General features: G+C 52.4%; 19 protein-coding genes. 7 read left to right on the top strand and 12 right to left on the bottom strand.

Annotated features, from left to right (window positions below; genetic code table 11):
• Positions 1-241: 241 nt before the first annotated feature.
• From D6C13_RS03985 to msrP, 12 genes are all read right to left on the bottom strand, one after another.
• Positions 242-670 (bottom strand): DoxX family protein, encoded by a 429-nt coding sequence (locus D6C13_RS03985; protein ID WP_120131539.1) that lies wholly within the window; start codon positions 668-670, stop codon positions 242-244.
• Positions 671-871: 201 nt separating this feature from the next.
• Entirely contained in the window at positions 872-1168 is a 297-nt protein-coding gene (gene fis, locus D6C13_RS03990) for a DNA-binding transcriptional regulator Fis (protein WP_004097144.1), read from the bottom strand.
• Positions 1169-1189: 21 nt separating this feature from the next.
• Positions 1190-2155, bottom strand: coding sequence for a tRNA dihydrouridine synthase DusB (gene dusB, locus D6C13_RS03995; RefSeq protein WP_120131540.1), 966 nt, complete (start codon positions 2153-2155; stop codon positions 1190-1192).
• Positions 2156-2555: 400 nt separating this feature from the next.
• Entirely contained in the window at positions 2556-3296 is a 741-nt protein-coding gene (locus tag D6C13_RS04000; protein ID WP_208642856.1) for a carbonic anhydrase, read from the bottom strand.
• Between the two features lie 145 nt (positions 3297-3441).
• Positions 3442-4326 carry a 50S ribosomal protein L11 methyltransferase gene (gene prmA, locus D6C13_RS04005; RefSeq protein ID WP_120131541.1) on the bottom strand — a complete coding sequence of 295 codons (885 nt, stop codon included), beginning with the start codon at positions 4324-4326 and terminating at the stop codon, positions 3442-3444.
• A gap of 43 nt (positions 4327-4369) precedes the next feature.
• Complete coding sequence (gene panF / locus D6C13_RS04010; protein ID WP_120131542.1) at positions 4370-5815, bottom strand: sodium/pantothenate symporter; 1446 nt, start codon at positions 5813-5815, stop codon at positions 4370-4372.
• Positions 5805-6047: a YhdT family protein gene (locus tag D6C13_RS04015; protein WP_120131543.1), complete on the bottom strand. Its 243-nt coding sequence runs from the start codon at positions 6045-6047 to the stop codon at positions 5805-5807. Before D6C13_RS04015 ends, panF begins: the two co-directional genes overlap by 11 nt.
• A 74-nt stretch (positions 6048-6121) precedes the next feature.
• Complete coding sequence (accC, locus tag D6C13_RS04020) at positions 6122-7471, bottom strand: acetyl-CoA carboxylase biotin carboxylase subunit (protein WP_056776169.1); 1350 nt, start codon at positions 7469-7471, stop codon at positions 6122-6124.
• An 11-nt stretch (positions 7472-7482) separates the two neighbouring features.
• A complete protein-coding gene (accB, locus tag D6C13_RS04025; RefSeq protein ID WP_120131544.1) occupies positions 7483-7944 on the bottom strand; it encodes an acetyl-CoA carboxylase biotin carboxyl carrier protein in 462 nt (153 codons plus the stop codon).
• Positions 7945-7976: 32 nt separating this feature from the next.
• Complete coding sequence (aroQ, locus tag D6C13_RS04030; protein ID WP_120131545.1) at positions 7977-8429, bottom strand: type II 3-dehydroquinate dehydratase; 453 nt, start codon at positions 8427-8429, stop codon at positions 7977-7979.
• 241 nt (positions 8430-8670) lie between these two features.
• Complete coding sequence (msrQ, locus tag D6C13_RS04035) at positions 8671-9273, bottom strand: protein-methionine-sulfoxide reductase heme-binding subunit MsrQ (RefSeq protein ID WP_120131546.1); 603 nt, start codon at positions 9271-9273, stop codon at positions 8671-8673.
• A 19-nt stretch (positions 9274-9292) separates the two neighbouring features.
• The gene (gene msrP / locus D6C13_RS04040; RefSeq protein WP_120131547.1) at positions 9293-10294 is read right to left on the bottom strand and encodes a protein-methionine-sulfoxide reductase catalytic subunit MsrP; all 1002 of its coding nucleotides are present in this window, start codon (positions 10292-10294) and stop codon (positions 9293-9295) included.
• Between the two features lie 387 nt (positions 10295-10681).
• On the opposite strand from msrP, the gene csrD reads away from it, so the two are divergent.
• The 7 genes from csrD to yhdP all read left to right on the top strand — a co-directional run bounded on the left by csrD (position 10682) and on the right by yhdP (position 21769).
• On the top strand, positions 10682-12616 hold the full coding sequence (gene csrD, locus D6C13_RS04045; protein WP_120131548.1) for an RNase E specificity factor CsrD: 1935 nt from the start codon (positions 10682-10684) through the stop codon (positions 12614-12616).
• A gap of 355 nt (positions 12617-12971) precedes the next feature.
• Complete coding sequence (gene mreB / locus D6C13_RS04050) at positions 12972-14015, top strand: rod shape-determining protein MreB (protein WP_013577291.1); 1044 nt, start codon at positions 12972-12974, stop codon at positions 14013-14015.
• Positions 14016-14290: 275 nt separating this feature from the next.
• A complete protein-coding gene (gene mreC / locus D6C13_RS04055) occupies positions 14291-15298 on the top strand; it encodes a rod shape-determining protein MreC (protein WP_120131549.1) in 1008 nt (335 codons plus the stop codon).
• The gene (mreD, locus tag D6C13_RS04060; protein WP_120131550.1) at positions 15295-15783 is read left to right on the top strand and encodes a rod shape-determining protein MreD; all 489 of its coding nucleotides are present in this window, start codon (positions 15295-15297) and stop codon (positions 15781-15783) included. The genes mreC and mreD overlap by 4 nt, the downstream gene beginning before the upstream one ends.
• A 7-nt stretch (positions 15784-15790) precedes the next feature.
• Entirely contained in the window at positions 15791-16384 is a 594-nt protein-coding gene (locus D6C13_RS04065; protein ID WP_120131551.1) for a Maf family protein, read from the top strand.
• On the top strand, positions 16374-17843 hold the full coding sequence (gene rng / locus D6C13_RS04070; protein ID WP_120131552.1) for a ribonuclease G: 1470 nt from the start codon (positions 16374-16376) through the stop codon (positions 17841-17843). The genes D6C13_RS04065 and rng overlap by 11 nt, the downstream gene beginning before the upstream one ends.
• A 98-nt stretch (positions 17844-17941) precedes the next feature.
• Entirely contained in the window at positions 17942-21769 is a 3828-nt protein-coding gene (yhdP, locus tag D6C13_RS04075) for an AsmA2 domain-containing protein YhdP (RefSeq protein WP_120131553.1), read from the top strand.
• Positions 21770-21810 lie beyond the last annotated feature (41 nt).

Here is a 21810-nt window from a genome sequence, read left to right on the forward strand (position 1 = left end):
CTGAAGGGCTGTCCGTAGGCGTTGAGCGGGCGAGTACGACTCTTACGTAGAGTATAACATGTAGCTTGATCTAACCGGAGGGGGTAATTGTCCGATAAACGCACTATTTACCGTTTATTTACGTCTACTTTTGGATAGGAGAGCGAAAGCACAACACAAAGAAGGCATTAGCTTAAGAACCCAAAATGGCTGGCATGCTGTATCAGCATGCCTGACGGATCAGACATGCTGAAACGGAATATCAACGGTACAGCGGATTGCTCATTACGGAATAACGCCCACTGCCGTACAGGGCAATCACGATGGCGGCCATGAAGTAATACACAATGTCTTCGATTGCCCAGGCACCGACCGGTGACAATGCAAAGGTATGGTGAATACCGACCATCAGCCAGGCCACGACCATCGTCGCTGCCGCAGACAGCGCGGCGAGGCGGGTGAAAATCCCCAAAATCATCATAACAGGAGCGATAACTTCACCGATAATCACGCCATAGGCGACAAACGCCGGAATGCCATAACCCGCCAGCATGCCCTGAATGCCACCAAGGCCGTCATGCAGCTTATGCCAGCCATGAAATATCAGCAGACCGTAGGTGATACGCAACAGTAAAATGGCCAGATCAGGTTTGTTCAGTGCTGCGGTAAAGCGAAGATAGAGTTGCTTCATCAGTATGACTCCCGGAGATGTTTTTATTGTCTCTCTAAAGTAATTCTTAATTGATGAACAGAGGGGAGAATTATTCTCATTTGGGTTGATCTGGGTTAGGTTTTGAGCAAATTTTAGGCTAAAGGCCTGCTGGTAAAGCAGAAAACAAAAAGGCGCCCTCCTTGCGGAAAAGCGCCTTTTTAAGACATCGACTGATTAGTATCAGTTCATGCCGTATTTTTTCAATTTCTTACGCAGCGTACCGCGGTTGATACCCATCATCAGGGCCGCACGAGTCTGGTTGCCACGGGTGTACTGCATCACCATGTCTAACAGTGGCTGTTCAACTTCAGCCAATACCAACTCATACAGGTCATTCACGTCCTGACCATTCAATTGAGCAAAATAGCCCTTAAGTGCTTGTTTTACCGAGTCACGCAGGGGTTTTTGGGTTACCTGATCCTGAGAATTAACGGTAGAAACGGTCAGTACGTCAGAATTCACGCGTTGTTCGAACATAGTTCTGTCAGCTCTTTTTTGTTACGCAAGATTTTCGAAATATGCTTCCAACGCCTCCAGCTGTTCGCTGGCATCCTCTATGGCGTTGAAGGAGCGCCGAAACTGGTCACTCGGGGCATGTTCCTGGAGATACCATGAAACATGCTTACGGGCGATACGGAATCCCTTGCCTTGACCGTAAAAGTCGTGCAGTTCCCGTACGTGCCCTATTAACAAGCGCTGTACCTCACCCAAAGGCGGTGGCGGTAACAGTTCCCCTGTGTCCAGATAGTGCTGGATTTCCCGGAAGATCCAGGGTCTCCCCTGAGCGGCACGTCCTATCATCAGAGCATCAGCTCCGGTGTAGTCGAGCACCGCTCTGGCTTTATGCGGGTCAGTTATGTCGCCATTCGCGATAATCGGAATGGAAACACTCTGCTTAACTGTCCGAATACTGTCGTACTCTGCTTCTCCATTGAAGAGGCAGGCACGGGTTCGGCCATGAATAGTCAGGGCCTGAATTCCACAGTCTTCAGCCAATTGGGCAATTTGTACACAGTTACGGTGTTCCGGTGCCCAACCAGTACGAATTTTCAACGTGACTGGCACATCTACCGCATTCACAACGGTAGTGAGGATTTGTTTAACCAAATCCGGATACTGCAGTAATGCAGAACCTGCCAGTTTGCGGTTCACTTTCTTGGCCGGGCAGCCCATATTGATATCAATGATTTGCGCACCGCTTTCCACGTTAATTCGTGCAGCAGCCGCCATATCTTCGGGGTCACAACCGGCAATTTGCACGGCGCGGATCCCCGGTTCATCGTTATGTACCATGCGCAAACGTGACTTATCCGTCCGCCACACCTCCGGATTGGAGGAAAGCATTTCAGATATTGCCATTCCAGCCCCCATCGCATGACATAAGGCACGAAACGGTCGGTCAGTGATACCGGCCATTGGGGCCGCAATCAGGCAATTTGTAAGCTGGTGGTGTCCGATGCGCATGAACTAGGAATGACCATACTGATGTCCGCAAGGGCGCGTATATTACGCATTTTCGTTGCGATATGAAAGGCCAAACTTTGAGCAATTCGATAAGAAAATACGTTGCCAACGGTGAAATTCAGCGCAATTAAAATTTTTATCTTGGTTTTACATCGGCTTATATGACGCCGGTCAAATTGTGCGCTTAAGCAAATTCCTAATATCTGTCTGAAACATACTGTTATATCAGTTGAATCTAAGGGCAGAGCTGACGTTTAAAGCAGCAACTACCACAAAATTCCGTGATGCAGATCGTCTTTTGCTCAAAAAGTGACTTATTTTTAGTAAGCGCGGATAAGTTTCAGAAACAACTAAAAAGAGGCAGCAGCGTCGAATTCTGTGCCTCCGGTTTCGGGAAGGATTATTCAGCGACAATCGTGCGGCCGTGGAGGTCCTGTACGGGGCGATTGTTTGCATGGTGCATCGCGTGCTGGAATTGCTCCAGTTGCGCTTGTGAGAGAGTCACAGGCTGTTTTAACACCAGCCAGCGAACGCCTTCAGTACAAGGCGGGGTGGTCAGAGAACCGCTGAAACGGTAGTGCGTCCTATCTTTCGGCAGCAGGCCTTTGAGAATGACTTTATCTTTCAGCGTGACGGTTTCTCCGATCTGTTCCGGCATCTGCTGCCAGATTTTTTCCAGTTCAGGATTGGTTTTGCCGGTTTCAAACATCACGGCAACCACAGCAATTTCTCCTTCGGCATTCATATGAACAAAATGCGCTTCCATCGGGAAGGGTTTACCGTTGAGCGTATTTTCACTTGGAGAGTGGAAATGGAATTGCTGAAGGACGAATTTCTCCCCGTCAAGCGTGACAAAATCGCCCTGCTGAACATTCACCTGCACGCTGTGACCGTTATTGATGACACTCACCGGCGGTAACTCATAGCTGACCTTGAGAGGATGCGGGTGCACCTGCAACGCCTCTTTGATATCAACCGGAGACTGATTCTTGCCTTGCTCACACAGATGGAAATCAGGGCTGAGTTTCGACCAGTTTTGCGGCGCGGCATCGCCATCGTAGGACCAGTGTGGCGCTTCGTTAGCGGCAGCGGCTGACAGTGAGAAAACCGCCAGGGTGGCGAGCAGTAACTTTTGTTTCATGAAATATCCCTTTCATAACAATGATTGAAAACCACGTTAAGTATAAGGAGATAATGAGACAGGAGAAACGAGAGAAAAGGCCGGAAAAGGATTTGGAGGGAAAACCCGCTCTTTCAGCACAAAGAGAAAAAGCGGGTGACAGTTATCAGGCCTTTTTAACGCCGGTAATACGACACCATTCTTCTTTTTCGGCAACCGGGTCCAGCTCGAACTTATCTTTGTACGCATCCGCGACGCTCTGCGCCTGGCTCGCCAGTACGCCGGACAGACCCAGATGACCACCTGCGACCGGCAGAACACCAATCAGCGGTGCCAGTTCACGCAGCGGGCCTGCAAGGATGTTCGCGACGACCACGTCGGCGGACAGGTTATCGGGCTGGTCTTTCGCCAGATACAGCGACAGACGTTCTGAAACCCCATTACGCCCGGCGTTATCACGGCTGGCCTGGATCGCCTGCGGATCGATGTCGATCCCGACCACGTGTTTTGCGCCGAGTTTAAGGGCGGCGATCGCCAGAATGCCGGAACCACAACCGAAGTCGATCACGGTCTTATCCGTCAGATCCAGACTGTCGAGCCATTGCAGGCACATCGCGGTGGTCGGGTGGGTGCCGGTACCAAACGCCAGACCCGGATCGAGCATCACGTTGACCGCCGTCGGATCCGGCACATCACGCCAGCTCGGGCAAATCCACAGACGCTCGCCAAAACGCATCGGGTGGAAGTTGTCCATCCATTCGCGTTCCCAGTCTTTGTCTTCCAGTTGTTCAATTTTGTGCACGAAGCCTTTGCCCAGCAGCGGTTCGTTTTCCAGCATGGCGATCACTTCTTCCATGTCGGTTTCTGCATCGTACAGGCCGATGGCGTCGGTATCGCCCCACAACAGGGTTTCGCCCGGCAGGGGCTCGAACACCGGATTATCGTGCGTGTCCTGGAAAGTCACAGACACAGCGCCACTTTCGATAAGCGCGTCGCTCAGCGTTTCTGCGTCGTTACCGGTAGTATTAATTTTCAGTTGGATCCAAGGCATAGCCATTCTCTTCTTAACAATCTGTAAAATCAGTGCCGCCCGGTCAGGACGGCTTGAGTACGGTTTCTTGTGGCTGTTTGCCAAATTTATTGCCGACATAAAACGCCAGCAGGCTCAGCGACAGCGACGGCACAATCGGATGCAGACCGGCAATATGCAGGTCAATACTGGCGAGCAGGGTATAACAAACTCCGCCAACAATCATTGAGCTCAGCGCCCCCGTGGCGTTGGCCCGCTCCCAGTACAAGCCGAGCACCAGCGGCCACAGGAATACCGCTTCCAGTCCGCCAAAGGCCAGCAAATTCAGCCAGATAATCATTTCCGGCGGGCGCCAGGCGGCCAGCAGAACCAGTAATCCCAGCACAAACGTGGCCCAGCTTGAGAAGCGTTTTAATTTGCGCTCATTGCTAAGCTGTTCCGGCTTAACGCCCAGGTATAAGTCTTTAACGATAGTCGCTGATGACTGTAAAAGCTGTGCGTTGATGGTCGACATAATTGCGGCCATTGGCGCGGCCAGGAAAATACCGGCGGCATAAGGCGGCAGCACGGTGATCATCAGCGTCGGGATCACCTGATCGGGTATTTTAAGATCCGGTAAAATAGCACGCCCGAGCGCACCGGCCAGATGCATACCGAACATCAGAATGGCGACGACAATCGTACCCAGCACAATGCCGCGATGCACCGCTTTGCTGTCTTTATAAGAGATACAACGCACGGCAGTATGCGGCAGACCAATTACGCCAAAACACACTAAAATCCAGAATGAAGCCATAAATGGCAGCGAAAGAACGTCACCTCCGCCATGAACCGACACCAGTTTCGGATCAATTTGCTGAAGCTTATCGACTGCGCTGTGCAGACCGCCAGCGGCATGAACGACGCCCACCAGCAGCAAAATGGTGCCCAGCAGCATTACCAGCCCCTGCATGGCATCGTTGAGTACGCTGGCACGAAAACCGCCAAATGCGGTATACAGCGCGATGCTGATGCCGAAAATCAGCAGACCGGTGTCGTAAGGAATTCCGGCCGCCGTTTCCAGCAGGCGTGCGCCGCCGATGAACTGGACGGTCATGGCACCCAGAAACGCCACCAGCAGGCTCAGGCTCGCCAGCCAGACCAGCAGACGACTCTGGTAGCGGGCAAACAGCATATCGTTGAGTGTGACGGCGTTATAGCGCCGCGCCAGAATGGCGAATTTCTTACCCAGAACCCCCAGTGACAGCCAGACCGCAGGCAGCTGGATCATCGCCAGTAACACCCAGCCGAGGCCAAATTTATAGGCCGCGCCGGGGCCGCCGATAAAAGAACTGGCGCTGATATAGGTGGCGGTCAGAGTCATGGCCAGCACGAAGCCGCCCATTGAGCGATTACCAAGAAAATACTCAGTGAGGAAGTTGCCCTGTTGGCGGCGTGTGTAGGCATATACAGACAGGCCGAATACCAGCAGCAGATAGGCGATAAGTGGCAGCAGAACTTCAGTCTTCATCACTGTCCTCCAGCGGAATATCGCGGAAAATCACGCGAACCATCAGCCAGCTTAAAAGCACGAAAATCAGCGGAACCAGCAGGCACGCCATTTCAAACCAGTGCGGCAATCCGGTAATGCCCTGTTTATCATCAGGAATATAAGCGGCAAAACTCCATGCCAGCAGATAAGCAATCGTCAGCCCAAACGCCCAGCGGGCTTCACGGTTGGCTTGTAAGAAACGTTTATCCATTTCCCCTCCCCATAAATGAAAAAAAGGCCGGAATATCCGGCCTTGATAAGAATGTACGCGACGGTACGGTCTTATTATTTTTCCTGCAAACCGAGTTTTTTCTCCAGATAGTGGATGTTGGTCCCACCATGCTGGAAGTTCTCGTCGTCCATAATACGCATTTGCAGTTCAATGTTGGTTTTGATGCCGTCGATGATCAGTTCTGCCAGCGCATTTTTCATGCGGGCAATCGCCACTTCACGGGTTTCGCCGTAAGTGATCAGCTTACCAATCATGGAATCGTAGTACGGAGGCACTGTGTAGCCTGCGTAAATGTGCGATTCCCAACGAACACCGAAGCCACCAGGAGCGTGGAAACGAGTGATTTTGCCCGGGCTTGGCAGGAAGGTGTTAGGGTCTTCCGCGTTAATACGGCATTCCACCGCATGGCCTTTGACTTTCACTTCGCTCTGTTTGATCGACAGTGGCTGGCCGGACGCAATGCGCAGCTGCTCTTTGATCAAATCCACACCTGTGATCATCTCGGTAACCGGATGCTCAACCTGGATACGGGTGTTCATTTCGATGAAGAAGAACTCGCCGTTTTCGTACAGGAACTCGAAAGTACCTGCGCCACGGTAGCCGATATCCACACAGGCTTTTGAACAACGTTCGCCGATGAAACGACGCAGTTCTTCAGTAATGCCTGGTGCCGGCGCTTCTTCCACGACTTTCTGGTGACGACGCTGCATGGAGCAGTCACGTTCTGCCAGATAAACCGCGTTGCCCTGACCATCAGCCAGTACCTGAATTTCCACGTGACGTGGGTTTTCCAGGTATTTTTCCATGTAAACCATGTCGTTGTTGAAAGCCGCTTTGGCTTCCGCACGGGTCATGTTGATGGACTGCTCGAGGTCTTTGTCGCTGCGTACAACGCGCATACCACGACCACCGCCGCCGCCAGAGGCTTTGATGATGACCGGATAGCCGATGCGTTTAGCGAAGCCACGGTTTTGATCCATGTCATCGCCCAGCGGGCCGTCTGAGCCAGGTACGCAAGGTACGCCAGCCGCTTTCATCGCGTGGATCGCAGAAACTTTGTCACCCATCAGGCGGATAGTTTCAGCTTTCGGGCCGATGAAGATAAAACCAGAACGCTCAACCTGCTCGGCAAAATCGGCATTCTCGGACAGGAAACCATAGCCCGGGTGAATAGCCACCGCGCCAGTGATTTCTGCCGCAGCGATAATGGCAGGGATGTTCAGATAGCTTTTTACTGAAGGTGCAGGACCGATACAGACGGTTTCATCTGCCAGCAGCACGTGTTTCAGGTCACGGTCAGCGGTGGAGTGCACAGCAACGGTTTTGATGCCCATTTCTTTACAGGCACGCAAAATACGCAGGGCAATCTCGCCGCGGTTCGCGATAACAATTTTATCTACCATGGTACGCCTCGTTATTCGATGACGACCAGCGGCTCGTCGAATTCAACCGGTTGGCCGCTTTCTACCAGAATTGCTTTAACAACGCCGGATTTGTCTGCTTCGATTTGGTTCATCATTTTCATCGCTTCAACGATACACAGGGTATCGCCGGCGTTCACTTTCTGACCCACTTCGATGAAGGCTTTAGCGTCCGGGCTTGGCGTACGGTAGAAAGTCCCTACCATCGGTGAGCGAACGATATGGCCACTGATTGCAGCAGGCGCTGCTTCTGCTGGTGCAACTGGAGCAACCGCAGCAGCCAGACCTGGCTGTTGTTGAACAGGCATTGCATAAGCCTGTTGCATCATAGGATAAGCCTGCGCAGGTGCAGCACGGCTGATACGTACTGATTCTTCGCCTTCAGAAATTTCCAGTTCAGAAATGCCTGATTCTTCAACCAGTTCGATCAGTTTTTTGATTTTACGAATATCCATGGGTGTGATTCCGTACTCTTTTTGCGTAGAAATTAGTGGATTTTTGACAAGCGGTTAACCGCTGCCTGTAATGCAAAGTGGTAGCCATCTGCGCCAAGTCCGCAAATAACGCCCACTGCGATGTCGGAAAGATAGGAATGATGCCGGAACGCTTCACGGGCATGTACATTCGACAGATGGATCTCGATAAACGGAATCGACACCCCCAGTAATGCATCGCGCAGCGCCACGCTGGTATGGGTAAAGGCCGCGGGATTGATCAAAATAAAATCGACGTTTCCGCGTGCCTGATGAATGCGTTCAATCAGGACATGTTCTGCGTTGGATTGCAGATGGCTGAGTGCTACGTCAGCAGCAGCAGCCTGAACTTCCAAACCTTTAACAATATCGTTGAGCGTGGTGTGTCCGTACGTTTCAGGCTCACGGGTTCCTAGCAAATTCAGGTTAGGACCGTTTAGTAGCAAAATGTCAAACTTATGCGCCATTGTGAGCCTATCTCCGGCAATTAGACAAAGATTGTAGAAAATACCCTGATGTCACCGATTTGTCACCTATTTCGCGGCAAATCGTCCCGTCTCTTCACCATGAGGTCGGGCATTATAATGATATCGTGGCAATTCGCAGCTAAATACTGGTCTTATCAGCGAAGATAATCAACCCTCGCCCGGTGAATGTGAGGGTGATTGCCGAAATTTTGAGGGGCAGAACACATAAAAGTTCCGCAGCTTATCGCAGCCACTGGCGGAATTTTTTATAGCGAAATGCCAGCAGGATGACCGCCAGTAACGCGTAAATGACGGGTTGCGGGGATAATACTTTTACCGACCAAAGGTAGTGGATCGGTGCAAGAACCGCGATCAGATAAATGAAGTTGTGCAACTTCTGCCATTTTGCCCCCATTTTACGCTGTGCCCACAGGGTAGAAGTACAGGCCAGTGCCAGCAGGAGAACCCAACAGATGATGCCCAGCGTGAGATACGGGCGGGAAATCAGCTCACTGCCGAGCAGGCGGATGTTATTAATGCCCAGTTCAAGGAACGAATAACTCAGAAGATGCAGCGTTCCCCACGCAAAACACCACAAACCGAGCAAACGGCGGGTGCGGATCAGCAGCGGCTGTTTACCGTAACGCGCGACGGGCGTGACCAGAAGCGTGACCAGTAAAAATTTCAGAGTCATCCTACCGGTAAAATGCTGAATATCCTTGGCCGGATCGGCACTAAACCAGCCTTGATTAATCGAAAGAATAATCCAGAGAAAGGGCAAAATGGCGCAAAGATAGATGATCACCTTCAGCCAGGTAATATTTGCAGGGCTTAAACGACGCATAACTGACACTTCCCCTTCCTTAATAGAACTTACGCAAGTCCATACCGTGATACATCGATGCGACCTGCTCGGCATAACCGTTGAACAGCAGGGTTGGCTGGCGCTGCACATCGAGCAATCCGCCCGAACCGATAAATCGCTCTGTCGCCTGCGACCAGCGCGGGTGATCAACATGCGGGTTCACGTTGGCGTAAAATCCGTATTCATTCGAGGCAATCTGATTCCAGGTCGTCGGCGGCTCATCTTTGGTGAATTTGATATTCACGATGGATTTAATCCCCTTAAAGCCATACTTCCACGGAATGGTCAGGCGGATAGGCGCCCCGTTCTGAGGCGGAAGGGCTTTGCCATAAACGCCGACCGTCATCATCGCCAGCGGGTTCATCGCTTCATCTATACGTAACCCTTCTACATAAGGGTAATTCAGCCCGCCGCCGATAAACCGGTCTTTCTGACCGGGCATATGTTCCGGGTCATATAAGGTCGTAAACGCGACATAACGCGCATTGCTGGTCGGTTCGGCGAGTTTGAGGATTTCACTGAGCTGGAAGCCTACCCAGGGCACCACCATCGACCAGGCTTCAACGCAACGCATGCGGTAAATGCGCTGCTCGAGCGGGAAGCGCTTCATGATGTCATCCATATCCAGCGTCATCGGCTTGCCGACCTCGCCATCAATGGTGATTTTCCACGGTGATGTGACCAGTTGCCCGGCATTGGCTGCCGGATCGGCTTTATCGAGCCCGAATTCATAGAAATTGTTATAGCCGGACACTTTGTCTTCCGGCGTCAGCGGCAGATCGTTCTGGTAGGCAGCAGGCTTGGTGAAGTCCAGCGGTTTACCCGCAGGCGCAGGCGGCCGGTCATGGCCTTTAAACCAGGAAAGCAGATCAGCCCGGGCATTTTGCGGGATGGCAAGCGCCGCCGCACTGATCCCCAGCGCCTGCAGGACTTTGCGACGGTCATGGAAAATATCTTCGGGTGTGACATCGGCTTCAGTGAGTTTGCGGGGTTTGAACATAGCATTCTCCGGCATTCTGTTTTATATGATTAATTTTTATGGTTATAGACAGAGCATGGCGTGAAACCGGGGGTTTTGCGAGATGTACTCTTCAAATACATGATTTAAAAAAAACCGCCTTGGCTGATTTTGACCATTTCTATAAGAATTCTGAATTGATTGTTTTTTGAGTTGCTATGCTATCAATGTATGCAAAGGGCATTTTTCAGCCAGATCGGGGAATGAAATCGTGCCTGATGCGAAAGAAATGACGAAACATTCGATTAATTCTGTTTCGTAAATTTCTCCAGCCCCCCCTTTGTTCTGTTTTATAGTAGCGGCGTTTTTACGCAGCAGGCTCAGTCAACGGGTTTGTGTTCATCTAACCGTAGCGAGTAAGGCACAGGGATGCGATTTACTACCAGACTATCGGCACTGATTTCGATGTTAGTCGCGCTGGCAATGCTGTTGATGTTGCTGGGCGTCACTTTTAGTTTTCTCTATCTCAATAAACAAAGCACAAAGCAGCATCTTCAGGCGCTGGCAACAACGTATGATCAGGCGCTCCTGACCCATACTCCCGCAGAAGCCCAGCGCTGGTTACCGCAGGCGATGCGCATGCTTGATGTCACTGATATTGAAGTCAAAATCAATAACACCACCATTTATGAATATCACGAAAGTCCCAATATGCACCGCTCCTGGGACAGCGTAATGCCTGAATATGACACGGCAATTTATCCGCTGATGCAGAACCATTCGATGTCTCTGCAAATGTCGTATATCGATCCCGTCAGCACTTATATCCGTTCCCTGCGCTCAACATTTGCTATTGGTCTCGCCATTCTGGCGATGCTCGGCATGCTGTTGCTCAGCTTCCGCTGGCTGCGCCAGGAAACCGACGGCGTGGAAAAACTGGAAGACCGCGCGGTGCGGATTTTACGCGGTGAACGCGAGGGACTGACCGGTGATGTCGGCGAATGGCCGCATTCTGCCAGCAGTGCTATTGATATGTTGCTGACCGACCTGAATGAGGCCCGCGAACAGCGCAGCCGGGTGGATACGCTGATCCGCGCGTATGCTCAGCAGGACGCACAAACCGGGCTGAGTAACCGCCTGTTTTTTGATAATCAGCTCGCCACGCAGCTGGAAGAAAAGGGCGCGCATGGCGTGGTGATGCTGTTGCGTTTGCCTGATTTCGATCTGATGCGCGAAACCCACGGTCAGGCGGTGGTTGATGAATTACGCTCGGCGATGGTGAATTTATTGTCGACGTTTGTCATGCGCCACGTTGATGCTTTGCTGGCGCGCTATTTCCACAGTGATTTTGCCGTACTGCTGCCGCACCGCACCCTGAAAGAAGCAGAAGTCATGGCGGCTCAGCTGGTTAATGCGCTGGGCGTGTTGCCGACGTCTTCGCTGCTCGACCGCGATGCGTTGATGTACATTGGCATCAGCGCGTACCGTTTCGGGCAAACGCCGGATCAGGTGATGGATATGGTCGAGCAGGCCACACGCCATGCGGCTTTCCAGGGCAGTAACAGCTGGTTTATCTACGATAAAAATGTGCCGGAAAAGGGCAGGGGCAGCGTTCGCTGGCGCACTTTGCTGGAAAATACCCTGGCGCGCGGCGGGCCACGTTTATACCAGAAACCTTCTTTCTCTAAAGAGGGTAAACTTGATCATCGGGAAGTCCAGCGCCGTGTCTTTGACGGAGAACAGGAGCTGTTGGCTGCTGAATTTATTCCTCTGGTGGTACAGTTTGGCCTGTCACAAAGCTTTGATCGGGTGATGTTAAGTCAGATTATTCCGTTACTTAACCGCTGGCCGGATGAAACGTTGGCATTTCACATGACGGTTGATTCATTATTGCAGCGCTCATTTGTTCGCTGGCTGCGAGATACGCTGCTTCAGTGCGAAAGAACACAACGAAATCGAATTTTGATTGAACTTGCAGAGGCAGATCTCTGTCAACATACCGACCGACTGCGTCCGGCGATCAGATTATTGCAAGGTTTAGGCTGTCGTCTGGCTGTTACGCAGGCGGGTTTGTCGGTCGTCAGTACCTCTTATCTGAAAACTTTCCCGGTGGAAAGAGTCAAGCTTCACCCGGGGTTAGTGCGTGATATTGATAAAAGGGTTGAAAATCAGCTTTTTGTACAAAGTTTGATCAGCGCGTGTGAAGGAACTCAGGCCTTGGTTTTTGCCAGCGGAGTGAGGACAAAAGAGGAGTGGGCAGTCCTGTTGAAAAGCGGGATCCACGGCGGTCAGGGCGATTTATTTGCGGTGCCGGAGCCTGTTGAACCGGTCGGTAAAAAATATTCACATAACCGCGATGTTTAAGTGACCGTTATGGGATTATTTAACGTAGAATGAGCCAGCTTTTGACCGACTCCCTTGCCTGGCCTCCGGTGCTTGTTATCAGGCCGCAGATAAGCGGAAAATTTCGGTAAAAGTGTAAGAATTTATGTGCGGTGTTGCTACTTCGCCTGGGTGCCTGCCCGAGGTAAACCGAGCCTGCGATACAGAATTTTGTCGCAGTGCCATCAGCCTCAAAAAGTAACAACAAGTGAATGGCGACATCGCTGACTATTTTCACGGAAGCAGGACGTTTTTGCGCCTTGTCGCTGCTTCGCGTGGTTGGTAAAGTAGGCGGATTTTATTTTTCGCCCCCAGCTAGCAGGATTATCCTTTCGTTATGTTTAAGAAATTTCGTGGCATGTTTTCCAACGACTTGTCCATCGACCTGGGTACCGCCAATACCCTTATCTATGTAAAAGGACAAGGCATCGTGCTGAATGAGCCATCTGTAGTGGCTATTCGTCAGGATCGTGCTGGTTCACCTAAAAGCGTCGCTGCTGTTGGTCACGACGCAAAACAGATGCTGGGGCGTACTCCCGGCAATATCGCAGCTATTCGTCCAATGAAAGACGGCGTTATCGCTGACTTCTTCGTGACTGAGAAAATGCTGCAACACTTCATCAAGCAAGTTCACAGCAACAGCTTCATGCGCCCAAGTCCGCGCGTGCTGGTGTGTGTGCCAGTCGGTGCAACGCAAGTTGAACGCCGTGCTATCCGTGAATCTGCACAAGGTGCAGGCGCTCGTGAAGTGTTCCTGATTGAAGAACCGATGGCTGCGGCAATCGGTGCAGGCCTGCCAGTATCTGAAGCGACCGGTTCAATGGTGGTGGATATCGGTGGTGGTACGACTGAAGTGGCGGTGATCTCCCTGAACGGCGTGGTTTACTCTTCTTCTGTACGTATTGGTGGTGACCGTTTCGACGAAGCTATCATTAACTACGTACGTCGTAACTACGGTTCACTGATTGGTGAAGCGACTGCCGAACGTATCAAACACAGCATCGGTTCTGCGTATCCGGGCGATGAAGTGCACGAAATCGAAGTGCGTGGCCGTAACCTGGCTGAAGGTGTTCCACGTGGTTTCACGCTGAACTCCAACGAAATCCTGGAAGCCTTGCAGGAACCGCTGACGGGTATCGTCAGCGCGGTGATGGTTGCACTGGAACAGTGTCCGCCGGAGCTGGCTTCTGATATTTCCGAACGCGGCATGGTGCTGACCGGCGGTGGCGCATTACTGCGTAACCTTGATCGCCTGCTGATGGAAGAAACCGGTATTCCGGTGGTCGTCGCAGAAGATCCGCTGACTTGTGTAGCCCGCGGCGGTGGTAAAGCATTAGAAATGATCGACATGCACGGCGGCGACTTATTCAGCGAAGAGTAATCTGAGCGAAGACTTATGGTTTTGGGCAGGGCTTGCGGTAAGCAGGTCTTGCCGTAGTTAACAAAATCAGTCTGCCCGGAAAGGTGGTTGTCCGTCAGGTAAAACCTGCAACGTGAAGTGTGCAGTGTTCAATGTGGATCCGTGCAAACACTGGCCGAGCGATAAACGCTTTGCCGGTGTTTTGTCTATCCCATGAGATTGCCGCCTTTTCTGTCAGGGGAAGTCTTTACTTCGACTGGCTGAAACCTTCTGTTGCCGAGGAACTCGCATATTTTATGAAGCCAATTTTTAGCAGGGGACCTTCCCTGCAACTGCGACTTTTTTTGGCTATTCTCACGGCCATTGTCTTGATTGTTGCCGACAGTAAAATAGGTACGTTTGTTAAAATTCGCACCTATATGGATACTGCCGTCAGTCCCTTCTATTTTTTGTCCAATGCCCCGCGTGAATTCTTAGATCAGGTCTCTTCTACATTTGCCACTCGTGGTCAGATGGAGCTCGAAAACCGCGCTCTGCGTCAGGAACTGTTGCTGAAAAACAGCGATCTGATGATGCTCGGCCAATACAAACAAGAAAACGCCCGTCTGCGCGAACTGCTGGGATCACCGTTGCGTCAGGACGAGCACAAAATGGTGACGCAGGTTCTGTCTACCAGTAATGATCCCTACAGTGATCAGGTGGTGATCGACAAAGGCAGCAACAGCGGTGTGTATATTGGTCAGCCCGTCATCAGCGACAAAGGTGTTGTCGGTCAGGTTGTTGCCGTTGCCGCACTGACCAGCCGCGTATTGCTGATTTGTGATGCTTCACACGCATTACCGATTCAGGTGCTGCGTAACGACATCCGCGTGATTGCAGCCGGTAGCGGCTGTGCGGATGACCTGCAACTTGAGCATCTGCCAAGCAATACCGACATTCGTGTCGGCGATGTGCTGGTTACATCCGGTCTTGGCGGCCGTTTCCCTGAAGGGTATCCGGTAGGTGTGGTGTCTTCTGTCAAAGTGGATAACCAGCGTGCTTATACCGTGATTCAGGCGCGTCCGACCGCCGGTCTGCAACGTCTGCGTTATTTGCTGCTGTTGTGGGGTTCTGACCGTAATGGCGAGCACCCGCTGCCGCCGGATGAAGTTCATCGCGTTGCTAATGAGCGTCTGATGCAGATGATGCCGCAAGTCCTGCCACCTCCGGGTGATATGGGCCCTCCGGCACCGGTTCCGCCACCGGCTACCGGCACGGTGACCGCACCTGTCAGCACACCTGCTGTGCAGGGAGCGACACGATGAACAGTTACCGGAGCCACGGGCGTTGGATTATTTGGCTATCCTTCTTAATAGCCATGCTGCTGCAGGTAATGCCGTGGCCGGAACAGATTTACATGTTCAGGCCGTCATGGCTGATGCTGATCCTGATTTACTGGGTGATGGCATTACCGCATCGCGTCAACGTGGGTACCGGTTTTATTGTCGGTTTCATCATGGACTTAATCCTGGGATCGACGCTGGGTATCAGGGCGCTGGCATTTGCCATCGCCGCCTATCTGGTTGCGTTCAAATTCCAGTTATTCCGCAATCTGGCGCTCTGGCAACAGGCGCTGATTGTGATGGTGCTTTCACTGGCCGTGGACGTGATGGTGTTCTGGGGTGAATTCCTGGTCGTCAACGTTTCGTTCCGGCCTGAAGTTTTCTGGAGTAGTGTGGTTGACGGTATTCTGTGGCCATGGCTGTTCCTGCTGATGCGTAAAATTCGTCGTCAGTTTGCCGTGCAATGAGGGTGTTATGACCGCACTTTATCTGGCCTCCGGGTCGCCGCGCCGCCGTGAATTACTCACTTTGCTGGAACTGCCTTTCGAGCGCCTGTCTACGGACGTGGCAGAAGAACGTCAGCCCGGTGAAGCGCCGCAAGATTATGTTTTGCGGTTGGCAAAAGATAAAGCGCAGGCCGGTGTCGCCGTCGCGGCAGAGGATTTGCCGGTGCTGGGCGCAGATACCATTGTGGTACTTGACGGTAAAGTGTTGGAAAAGCCACGTGACGAAGCGCAAGCCGCTGTTATGCTTACAGCATTGTCTGGCAGACAGCATCAGGTGATGACCGCGATTGCGTTTGCCGACCGGCGGGATTGCCTCAATACGTTGGTTGTGACCGATGTCACCTTCCGTTCACTATCCTCCGACGACATTGCACACTATATTCTGAGCGGTGAGCCCATGGATAAAGCGGGCGCTTATGGTATTCAGGGAAAGGGCGGTTGTTTCGTCCGTGAAATTCGCGGCAGTTACTATGCAGTTGTGGGGCTTCCTCTGGTGGAAACTCAGGAACTGCTAAATGAATTTTCTGCCTTACGCGAGCTTAGGAGAAAACATGACAGCTGAATTACTGGTCAATGTCACCCCGTCTGAAACCCGCGTGGCCTACATTGACGGTGGCATTCTGCAGGAAATCCATATTGAGCGTGAGACTAAACGCGGGATTGCCGGCAACATTTATAAAGGACGTATCAGCCGTGTTCTGCCGGGTATGCAGGCAGCATTTGTCGATATCGGCCTTGAAAAAGCAGCATTTTTGCATGCTTCAGACATCATGCCCCACACCGAATGTGTCGCGCGTGATGAGCAGAAAAATTTCCATGTCCGTGATATCGCAGAGCTGGTGCATCAGGGTCAGGATCTGATGGTGCAGGTGGTGAAAGATCCGCTGGGTACCAAAGGCGCGCGCCTGACGACCGATATTACCTTGCCTTCCCGCTATCTGGTGTTCATGCCCGGAGCTTCGCACGTTGGCGTTTCGCAGCGTATTGAAAGTGAAGCGGAACGTGATCGTCTCAAGCGCATCGTCTCCGAGTATTGTGACGAGCACGGTGGTTACATTATCCGAACCGCCGCCGAAGGCGTGGGCGAAGAAGAACTCAAGCAGGATGCTGCTTACCTGAAACGCTTGTGGACCAAGGTGATGGAGCGCAAGCGTCGCAACAAAACCAAGTGCAAGTTATATGGCGAGCTGGCGCTGGCGCATCGTGTTTTACGTGATTTTGCCGGCGAAGCGCTGGACAGGATCCGCGTTGATTCCCGTCTGACATACGAATTGCTGGTGGAATTCACCGGCGAATACATGCCTGAAATGACCAGCAAGCTGGAACATTACAGCGGCAAGCAGCCTATTTTCGATTTGTTCGATGTGGAGAATGAAATCCAGCGTGCGCTTGAGCGCAAAGTGGAACTCAAATCCGGCGGCTACCTGATTATCGATCAGACCGAAGCGATGACCACGGTGGATATCAACACCGGTGCATTTGTCGGCCATCGTAATCTTGAAGACACCATTTTCAACACCAATACCGAAGCGACGCAGGCCATTGCCCGTCAGCTGCGCCTGCGGAATCTCGGCGGCATTATCATCATCGACTTTATTGATATGTCGAATGAAGATCACCGCCGCCGCGTATTGCACAGTCTCGAGCAGGCATTGTCGAAAGACCGTGTGAAAACCGGTGTTCACGGTTTCTCAGCGCTCGGACTGGTGGAAATGACCCGTAAACGCACGCGTGAAAGCGTCGAGCATGTACTGTGCAGCGATTGCCCGACCTGTCATGCGCGCGGCACGGTGAAAACCGTTGAAACCGTCTGCTATGAAATTCTGCGTGAAATCGTGCGTGTGCATCATGCCTACGATTCCGACCGTTTCCTGGTTTACGCGTCGGCTTCCGTGGGTGAAGCCCTCAAGGGAGAAGAATCCCATGCACTGGCCGAAGTTGAAATCTTCGTCGGCAAGCAGGTAAAAGTGCAAATTGAGCCGCTCTACAGTCAGGAACAGTTCGACGTCGTTATGATGTGATCTGCGGATGACTGGCTTGAAGCATCTGATTGTTCAGGGTTTCCATTGCCGTCTGTGCGGGTGAAAACCAGCATGGAATGGAAAACAAGGAGAGAGGTTTGAGGCGACTGCCCGGTATTTTATTAACCACCAGCGCAACCCTTGTCGTGATAGTGGCTTTGGTGATTAGCGGCTTGCGTCTGGCATTGCCGCAGCTTAGCCGCTTTCAGGATCAACTGGTCGGGAAAGTAGAGGCGGTCACCGGCGTACCCATAGAACTGTCGCAAATCAGCGCCAGCTGGAAGACCTTTGGCCCGATCATGGAAATCCGTGGCCTGGAGGTCACAATGCCTGATGCCAAATGGCGGGTTCAGCGCATCACCATGGCGCTGGACGTCTGGCAATCACTCCTGCATTTTCGCTGGCAGTTCCGCGATCTCACCTTCTATAACCTGCAACTGGATTTAAATACCCCGCTCGGTGGCCATGCTAATAAAGGCAGCGGCATCAAGCCCGGTCGTGCCAGCGATATTTTCCTGCGTCAGGTCGACCATTTTGACCTGCGCAACAGCCGCATTACCTTCCCTACGCCTTCCGGCCCGCGCGCGGAATTCGACATTCCCCAGCTGACCTGGCTGAACACCCGCAACCGCCACCGCGCCGAAGGGCAGCTAAGCCTTTCGAGCTTTAACGGCCAGCATGGCGTTGTCCAGCTACGTATGGATCTCAATGACTCAAACGGTTTGCTCAATAACGGCAAAATATATCTGCAAGCCGATGATATTGATATGAAACCCTGGTTCAGCCGTTGGCTGCGCAGCAATACCGGTCTGGAAAGTTCTAACTTCAGCCTCGCTGCCTGGCTGACGGTGCACAATGGCGATATTTATGCCGGTGATGCCCTTCTAAAAACCGGGTTTGCCACCTGGAAAACCGGTGCCGATGAACACCGTCTCGATGTCGATAATCTGGCGTTGCATGGCAGCCGTCAGGGAAGTGGCTGGCAGATTGGAACGCAGCAACTGAACCTGAAAACTGACGGCGTGGCGTGGCCGAAAGGCCGTCTCGAAGCGCTTTATCTTCCTGAAAACACCGATTTCCTCGGCCCCTCGCAGAGCGAAGAGTTGCGCATCCGCGGTACAAATCTGCAACTGGAGCGCTTAGGGCCGGTGATCCCGGCGATTTCATTCCTGACTCCGGCCTTGCTGGAACGCTGGCAGGATTTAAAACCCGCCGGTAATGTTGATCGCCTCGCGCTGGATATCCCGCTCAAACAATTGGATAAGACCCGTTTTGATGCCAGCTGGCACGATGTCAGTTGGCAGCGCTGGGAACTCCTTCCGGGCGTAAACCATTTCAGCGGCAGCCTTAAAGGCAGCGTGGCCGGCGGTCAGCTGGCAGTCAATCTCAAAGACAGCGTTTTACCTTATGGCGAAATGTTCCGTGCCCCGCTGGAAATCGGTGCAGCGACCGGCACCTTTAACTGGACCAACGGCAAGGACGGCTGGGCGCTGTCCGGTAAAGATGTCGATGTTAAAGCCAACGCGCTGTGGGCGAAGGGTGATTTCCGTTACCACCAGCCAGCAGAAGGCCAGCCGTGGCTGAATATTCTGGCCGGTATCCGTTTATATGACGCCGGTCAGGCGTGGCGCTATTTCCCTGAGCCGCTGATGGGCAAACATCTGGTGGATTATCTGAGTGGCGCCATTCAGGCCGGTCAGGTGGATAACGCTACGCTGACGTTCAACGGCAATCCGCATGATTTCCCGTTTAAAAAGAACGAAGGGCAGTTTGAAGTGTGGGTTCCGCTGCGCCATTCCACCTTCGAATTCCAGCCGGGCTGGCCAGCGCTCACCAATCTGGATATCGATCTCGACTTCCTGAATGACGGCCTGTTTATGAAAGCCGCGCATACCAAACTGGGCAATGTTGATGGCGATAATGTGATTGCTAATATTCCTGATTACCTGAAGGAACGCTTGTTTATCGATTCAGATTTGCGCGGGCAGGGCAAAGATATCAGCGACTACTTCATGGGGACACCATTGCATGATTCGCTGGGCTCGGCGCTACAGGAATTGCAGATTGACGGCGAAGTGAATGGTCGCCTACATCTGGATATTCCGCTGAATGGCGAGATGGTTCGCGCTTCCGGCGGTGTGACGTTAAACGACAACAGTCTGTTTATTAAGCCGCTGGACAGCAAAATCAGCCATCTCAGCGGTCAGTTCAGCTATGACAATGGCAATCTGCAAAGTAACCGTCTTACCGGTGAATGGTTCGGCCAGCCGGTGAACGTGATGTTCAGTACGCAGGAACTGGCGAATGACTTTAAAGTTCAGGTCGGTCTGGATGCCAACTGGCAGCTGGCGAAAATCCCTGGTATGCCGGCAGCGGCAGCCAGCAAAATTTCTGGCGGCGCACCGTGGAAAGGCGATGTAAATATTACACTGCCACATAAAGGTATCCCGACTTACACCGTCGATGTGAATGCCGATCTGAAAGATGTGAGCAGTCACTTACCGGATCCGCTGAGCAAAAAAGCCGGGCATGCGATGCCGCTGGTGGTCAATGTGAAAGGCGATCTGCACAGCTTTAATCTGGAAGGCGTGCTGGCCGGTAAAGACCGCTTTAACAGCCGCTGGTTACTGGGCAAACAGCTGAAACTGGATCGCGCTTCCTGGCAGGCCAATGCCAAGAAAACGCCGCCATTACCGGCAGACAGCAGCCTGACGTTAAACCTGCCGCCGCTGGATGGCGAAAACTGGCTGGGCCTGCTTTCGCCGGATAAAGCGACACAGAGCACCAGCAGCAAACTGGCGGGTTTCAGCTTCCCGCATCAGATAACCCTCACCACGCCTGCGCTGACACTGGGCGGACAGGTGTGGAATGACCTGACCCTGACCTCGGTACAGGGAAATGAGGGGATGGAAATCATCGCCAAAGGCAAAGAAATTGACGGCCAGCTGAATATGAATGACAACGGTCCGTGGCTGGCGAATCTGAAATATGTATATTTCAATCCGCAATGGACCGTGGCTGATGTCGCCAGCAGCAGCCAGCCGGGCGGAAACCCGTTTGCCACCAGTAAGATTTCTTTCGCTAACTGGCCTGCGCTGCAACTGCGTTGCGAAGCCTGCTGGTTCCTCGGACAAAACTTCCGCAAAGTGAATGCCGATCTCACTCCGCAGGGCGATCAGCTGATGCTGCGCAACGGCCTGATCGACACCGGCGTGGCGCGGCTTAATGTTCAGGGCGACTGGAAGCAGAACGCCGAAGGCGAAAACACCGGTCTGAAAGGGAAGCTGACGGGTAAAAACATCGATCAGGCGATGTCATTCTTTGGTGTTACCACGCCGCTGAAAGGCGCGCCATTCGATATCAATTTCGACCTGCACTGGAAATCTGTCCCCTGGAAGCCGGATATCAGCACGCTTAATGGCACGCTGAAGAACACCTTAGGCAAAGGTGAAATCGCCGATATCGGCACCGGCCGTGCGGGACAGTTGCTGCGTCTGGTCAGTTTCGACGCCTTGCTGCGTAAACTGCGTCTCGATTTCAGTGACACCTTCGGTCAGGGATTCTATTTCGACTCCATCAAATCGACGGAGTGGATCAAAGACGGTGTGATGCATACTGATGATCTGCTGATTGACGGTCTGGAAGCGGATATTGCTATTACCGGTCAGGTGAACTTTGTTAATCAGCGCCTTGATCTGGAAGCCGTTATCGCACCGGAAATTTCTGCTACCGTCGGCGTGGCAACGGCATTTGTTATCAACCCGGTGATCGGCGTGGCGGTATTTGCGGCCAGTAAAGTGCTGGCGCCACTGTGGAATAAAATTTCTCTGATCCGCTATCAGATTGACGGCACCATTGCGGATCCGCACATCAACGAAATTCTTCGCAAACCAGCAGAACACCCGAAGGCCGCCGCCGCTCAGTAACATCACCGTGAAGGTGGCAGGAAACCTCGTTCGGGCTGTGT

The sequence above is a fragment of the Rahnella woolbedingensis genome (assembly GCF_003602095.1).
Classification (GTDB): Bacteria; Pseudomonadota; Gammaproteobacteria; order Enterobacterales; family Enterobacteriaceae; genus Rahnella; species Rahnella woolbedingensis.

Excerpts from the sequence above, each read along its gene's own strand:
- msrQ (WP_120131546.1), bottom strand. The coding sequence starts at position 9,273 with ATGCGTCGTTTAAGCCCTGCAAATATTACCTGGCTGAAGGTGATCATC.
- accB (WP_120131544.1), bottom strand. The coding sequence starts at position 7,944 with ATGGATATTCGTAAAATCAAAAAACTGATCGAACTGGTTGAAGAATCA.
- D6C13_RS04015 (WP_120131543.1), bottom strand. The coding sequence starts at position 6,047 with ATGGATAAACGTTTCTTACAAGCCAACCGTGAAGCCCGCTGGGCGTTT.
- D6C13_RS03985 (WP_120131539.1), bottom strand. The coding sequence starts at position 670 with ATGAAGCAACTCTATCTTCGCTTTACCGCAGCACTGAACAAACCTGAT.
- prmA (WP_120131541.1), bottom strand. The coding sequence starts at position 4,326 with ATGCCTTGGATCCAACTGAAAATTAATACTACCGGTAACGACGCAGAA.
- panF (WP_120131542.1), bottom strand. The coding sequence starts at position 5,815 with ATGAAGACTGAAGTTCTGCTGCCACTTATCGCCTATCTGCTGCTGGTA.
- msrP (WP_120131547.1), bottom strand. The coding sequence starts at position 10,294 with ATGTTCAAACCCCGCAAACTCACTGAAGCCGATGTCACACCCGAAGAT.
- mreB (WP_013577291.1), top strand. The coding sequence starts at position 12,972 with ATGTTTAAGAAATTTCGTGGCATGTTTTCCAACGACTTGTCCATCGAC.
- aroQ (WP_120131545.1), bottom strand. The coding sequence starts at position 8,429 with ATGGCGCATAAGTTTGACATTTTGCTACTAAACGGTCCTAACCTGAAT.
- D6C13_RS04065 (WP_120131551.1), top strand. The coding sequence starts at position 15,791 with ATGACCGCACTTTATCTGGCCTCCGGGTCGCCGCGCCGCCGTGAATTA.
- fis (WP_004097144.1), bottom strand. The coding sequence starts at position 1,168 with ATGTTCGAACAACGCGTGAATTCTGACGTACTGACCGTTTCTACCGTT.
- dusB (WP_120131540.1), bottom strand. The coding sequence starts at position 2,155 with ATGCGCATCGGACACCACCAGCTTACAAATTGCCTGATTGCGGCCCCA.
- csrD (WP_120131548.1), top strand. The coding sequence starts at position 10,682 with ATGCGATTTACTACCAGACTATCGGCACTGATTTCGATGTTAGTCGCG.
- mreC (WP_120131549.1), top strand. The coding sequence starts at position 14,291 with ATGAAGCCAATTTTTAGCAGGGGACCTTCCCTGCAACTGCGACTTTTT.
- mreD (WP_120131550.1), top strand. The coding sequence starts at position 15,295 with ATGAACAGTTACCGGAGCCACGGGCGTTGGATTATTTGGCTATCCTTC.
- rng (WP_120131552.1), top strand. The coding sequence starts at position 16,374 with ATGACAGCTGAATTACTGGTCAATGTCACCCCGTCTGAAACCCGCGTG.
- accC (WP_056776169.1), bottom strand. The coding sequence starts at position 7,471 with ATGGTAGATAAAATTGTTATCGCGAACCGCGGCGAGATTGCCCTGCGT.
- D6C13_RS04000 (WP_208642856.1), bottom strand. The coding sequence starts at position 3,296 with ATGAAACAAAAGTTACTGCTCGCCACCCTGGCGGTTTTCTCACTGTCA.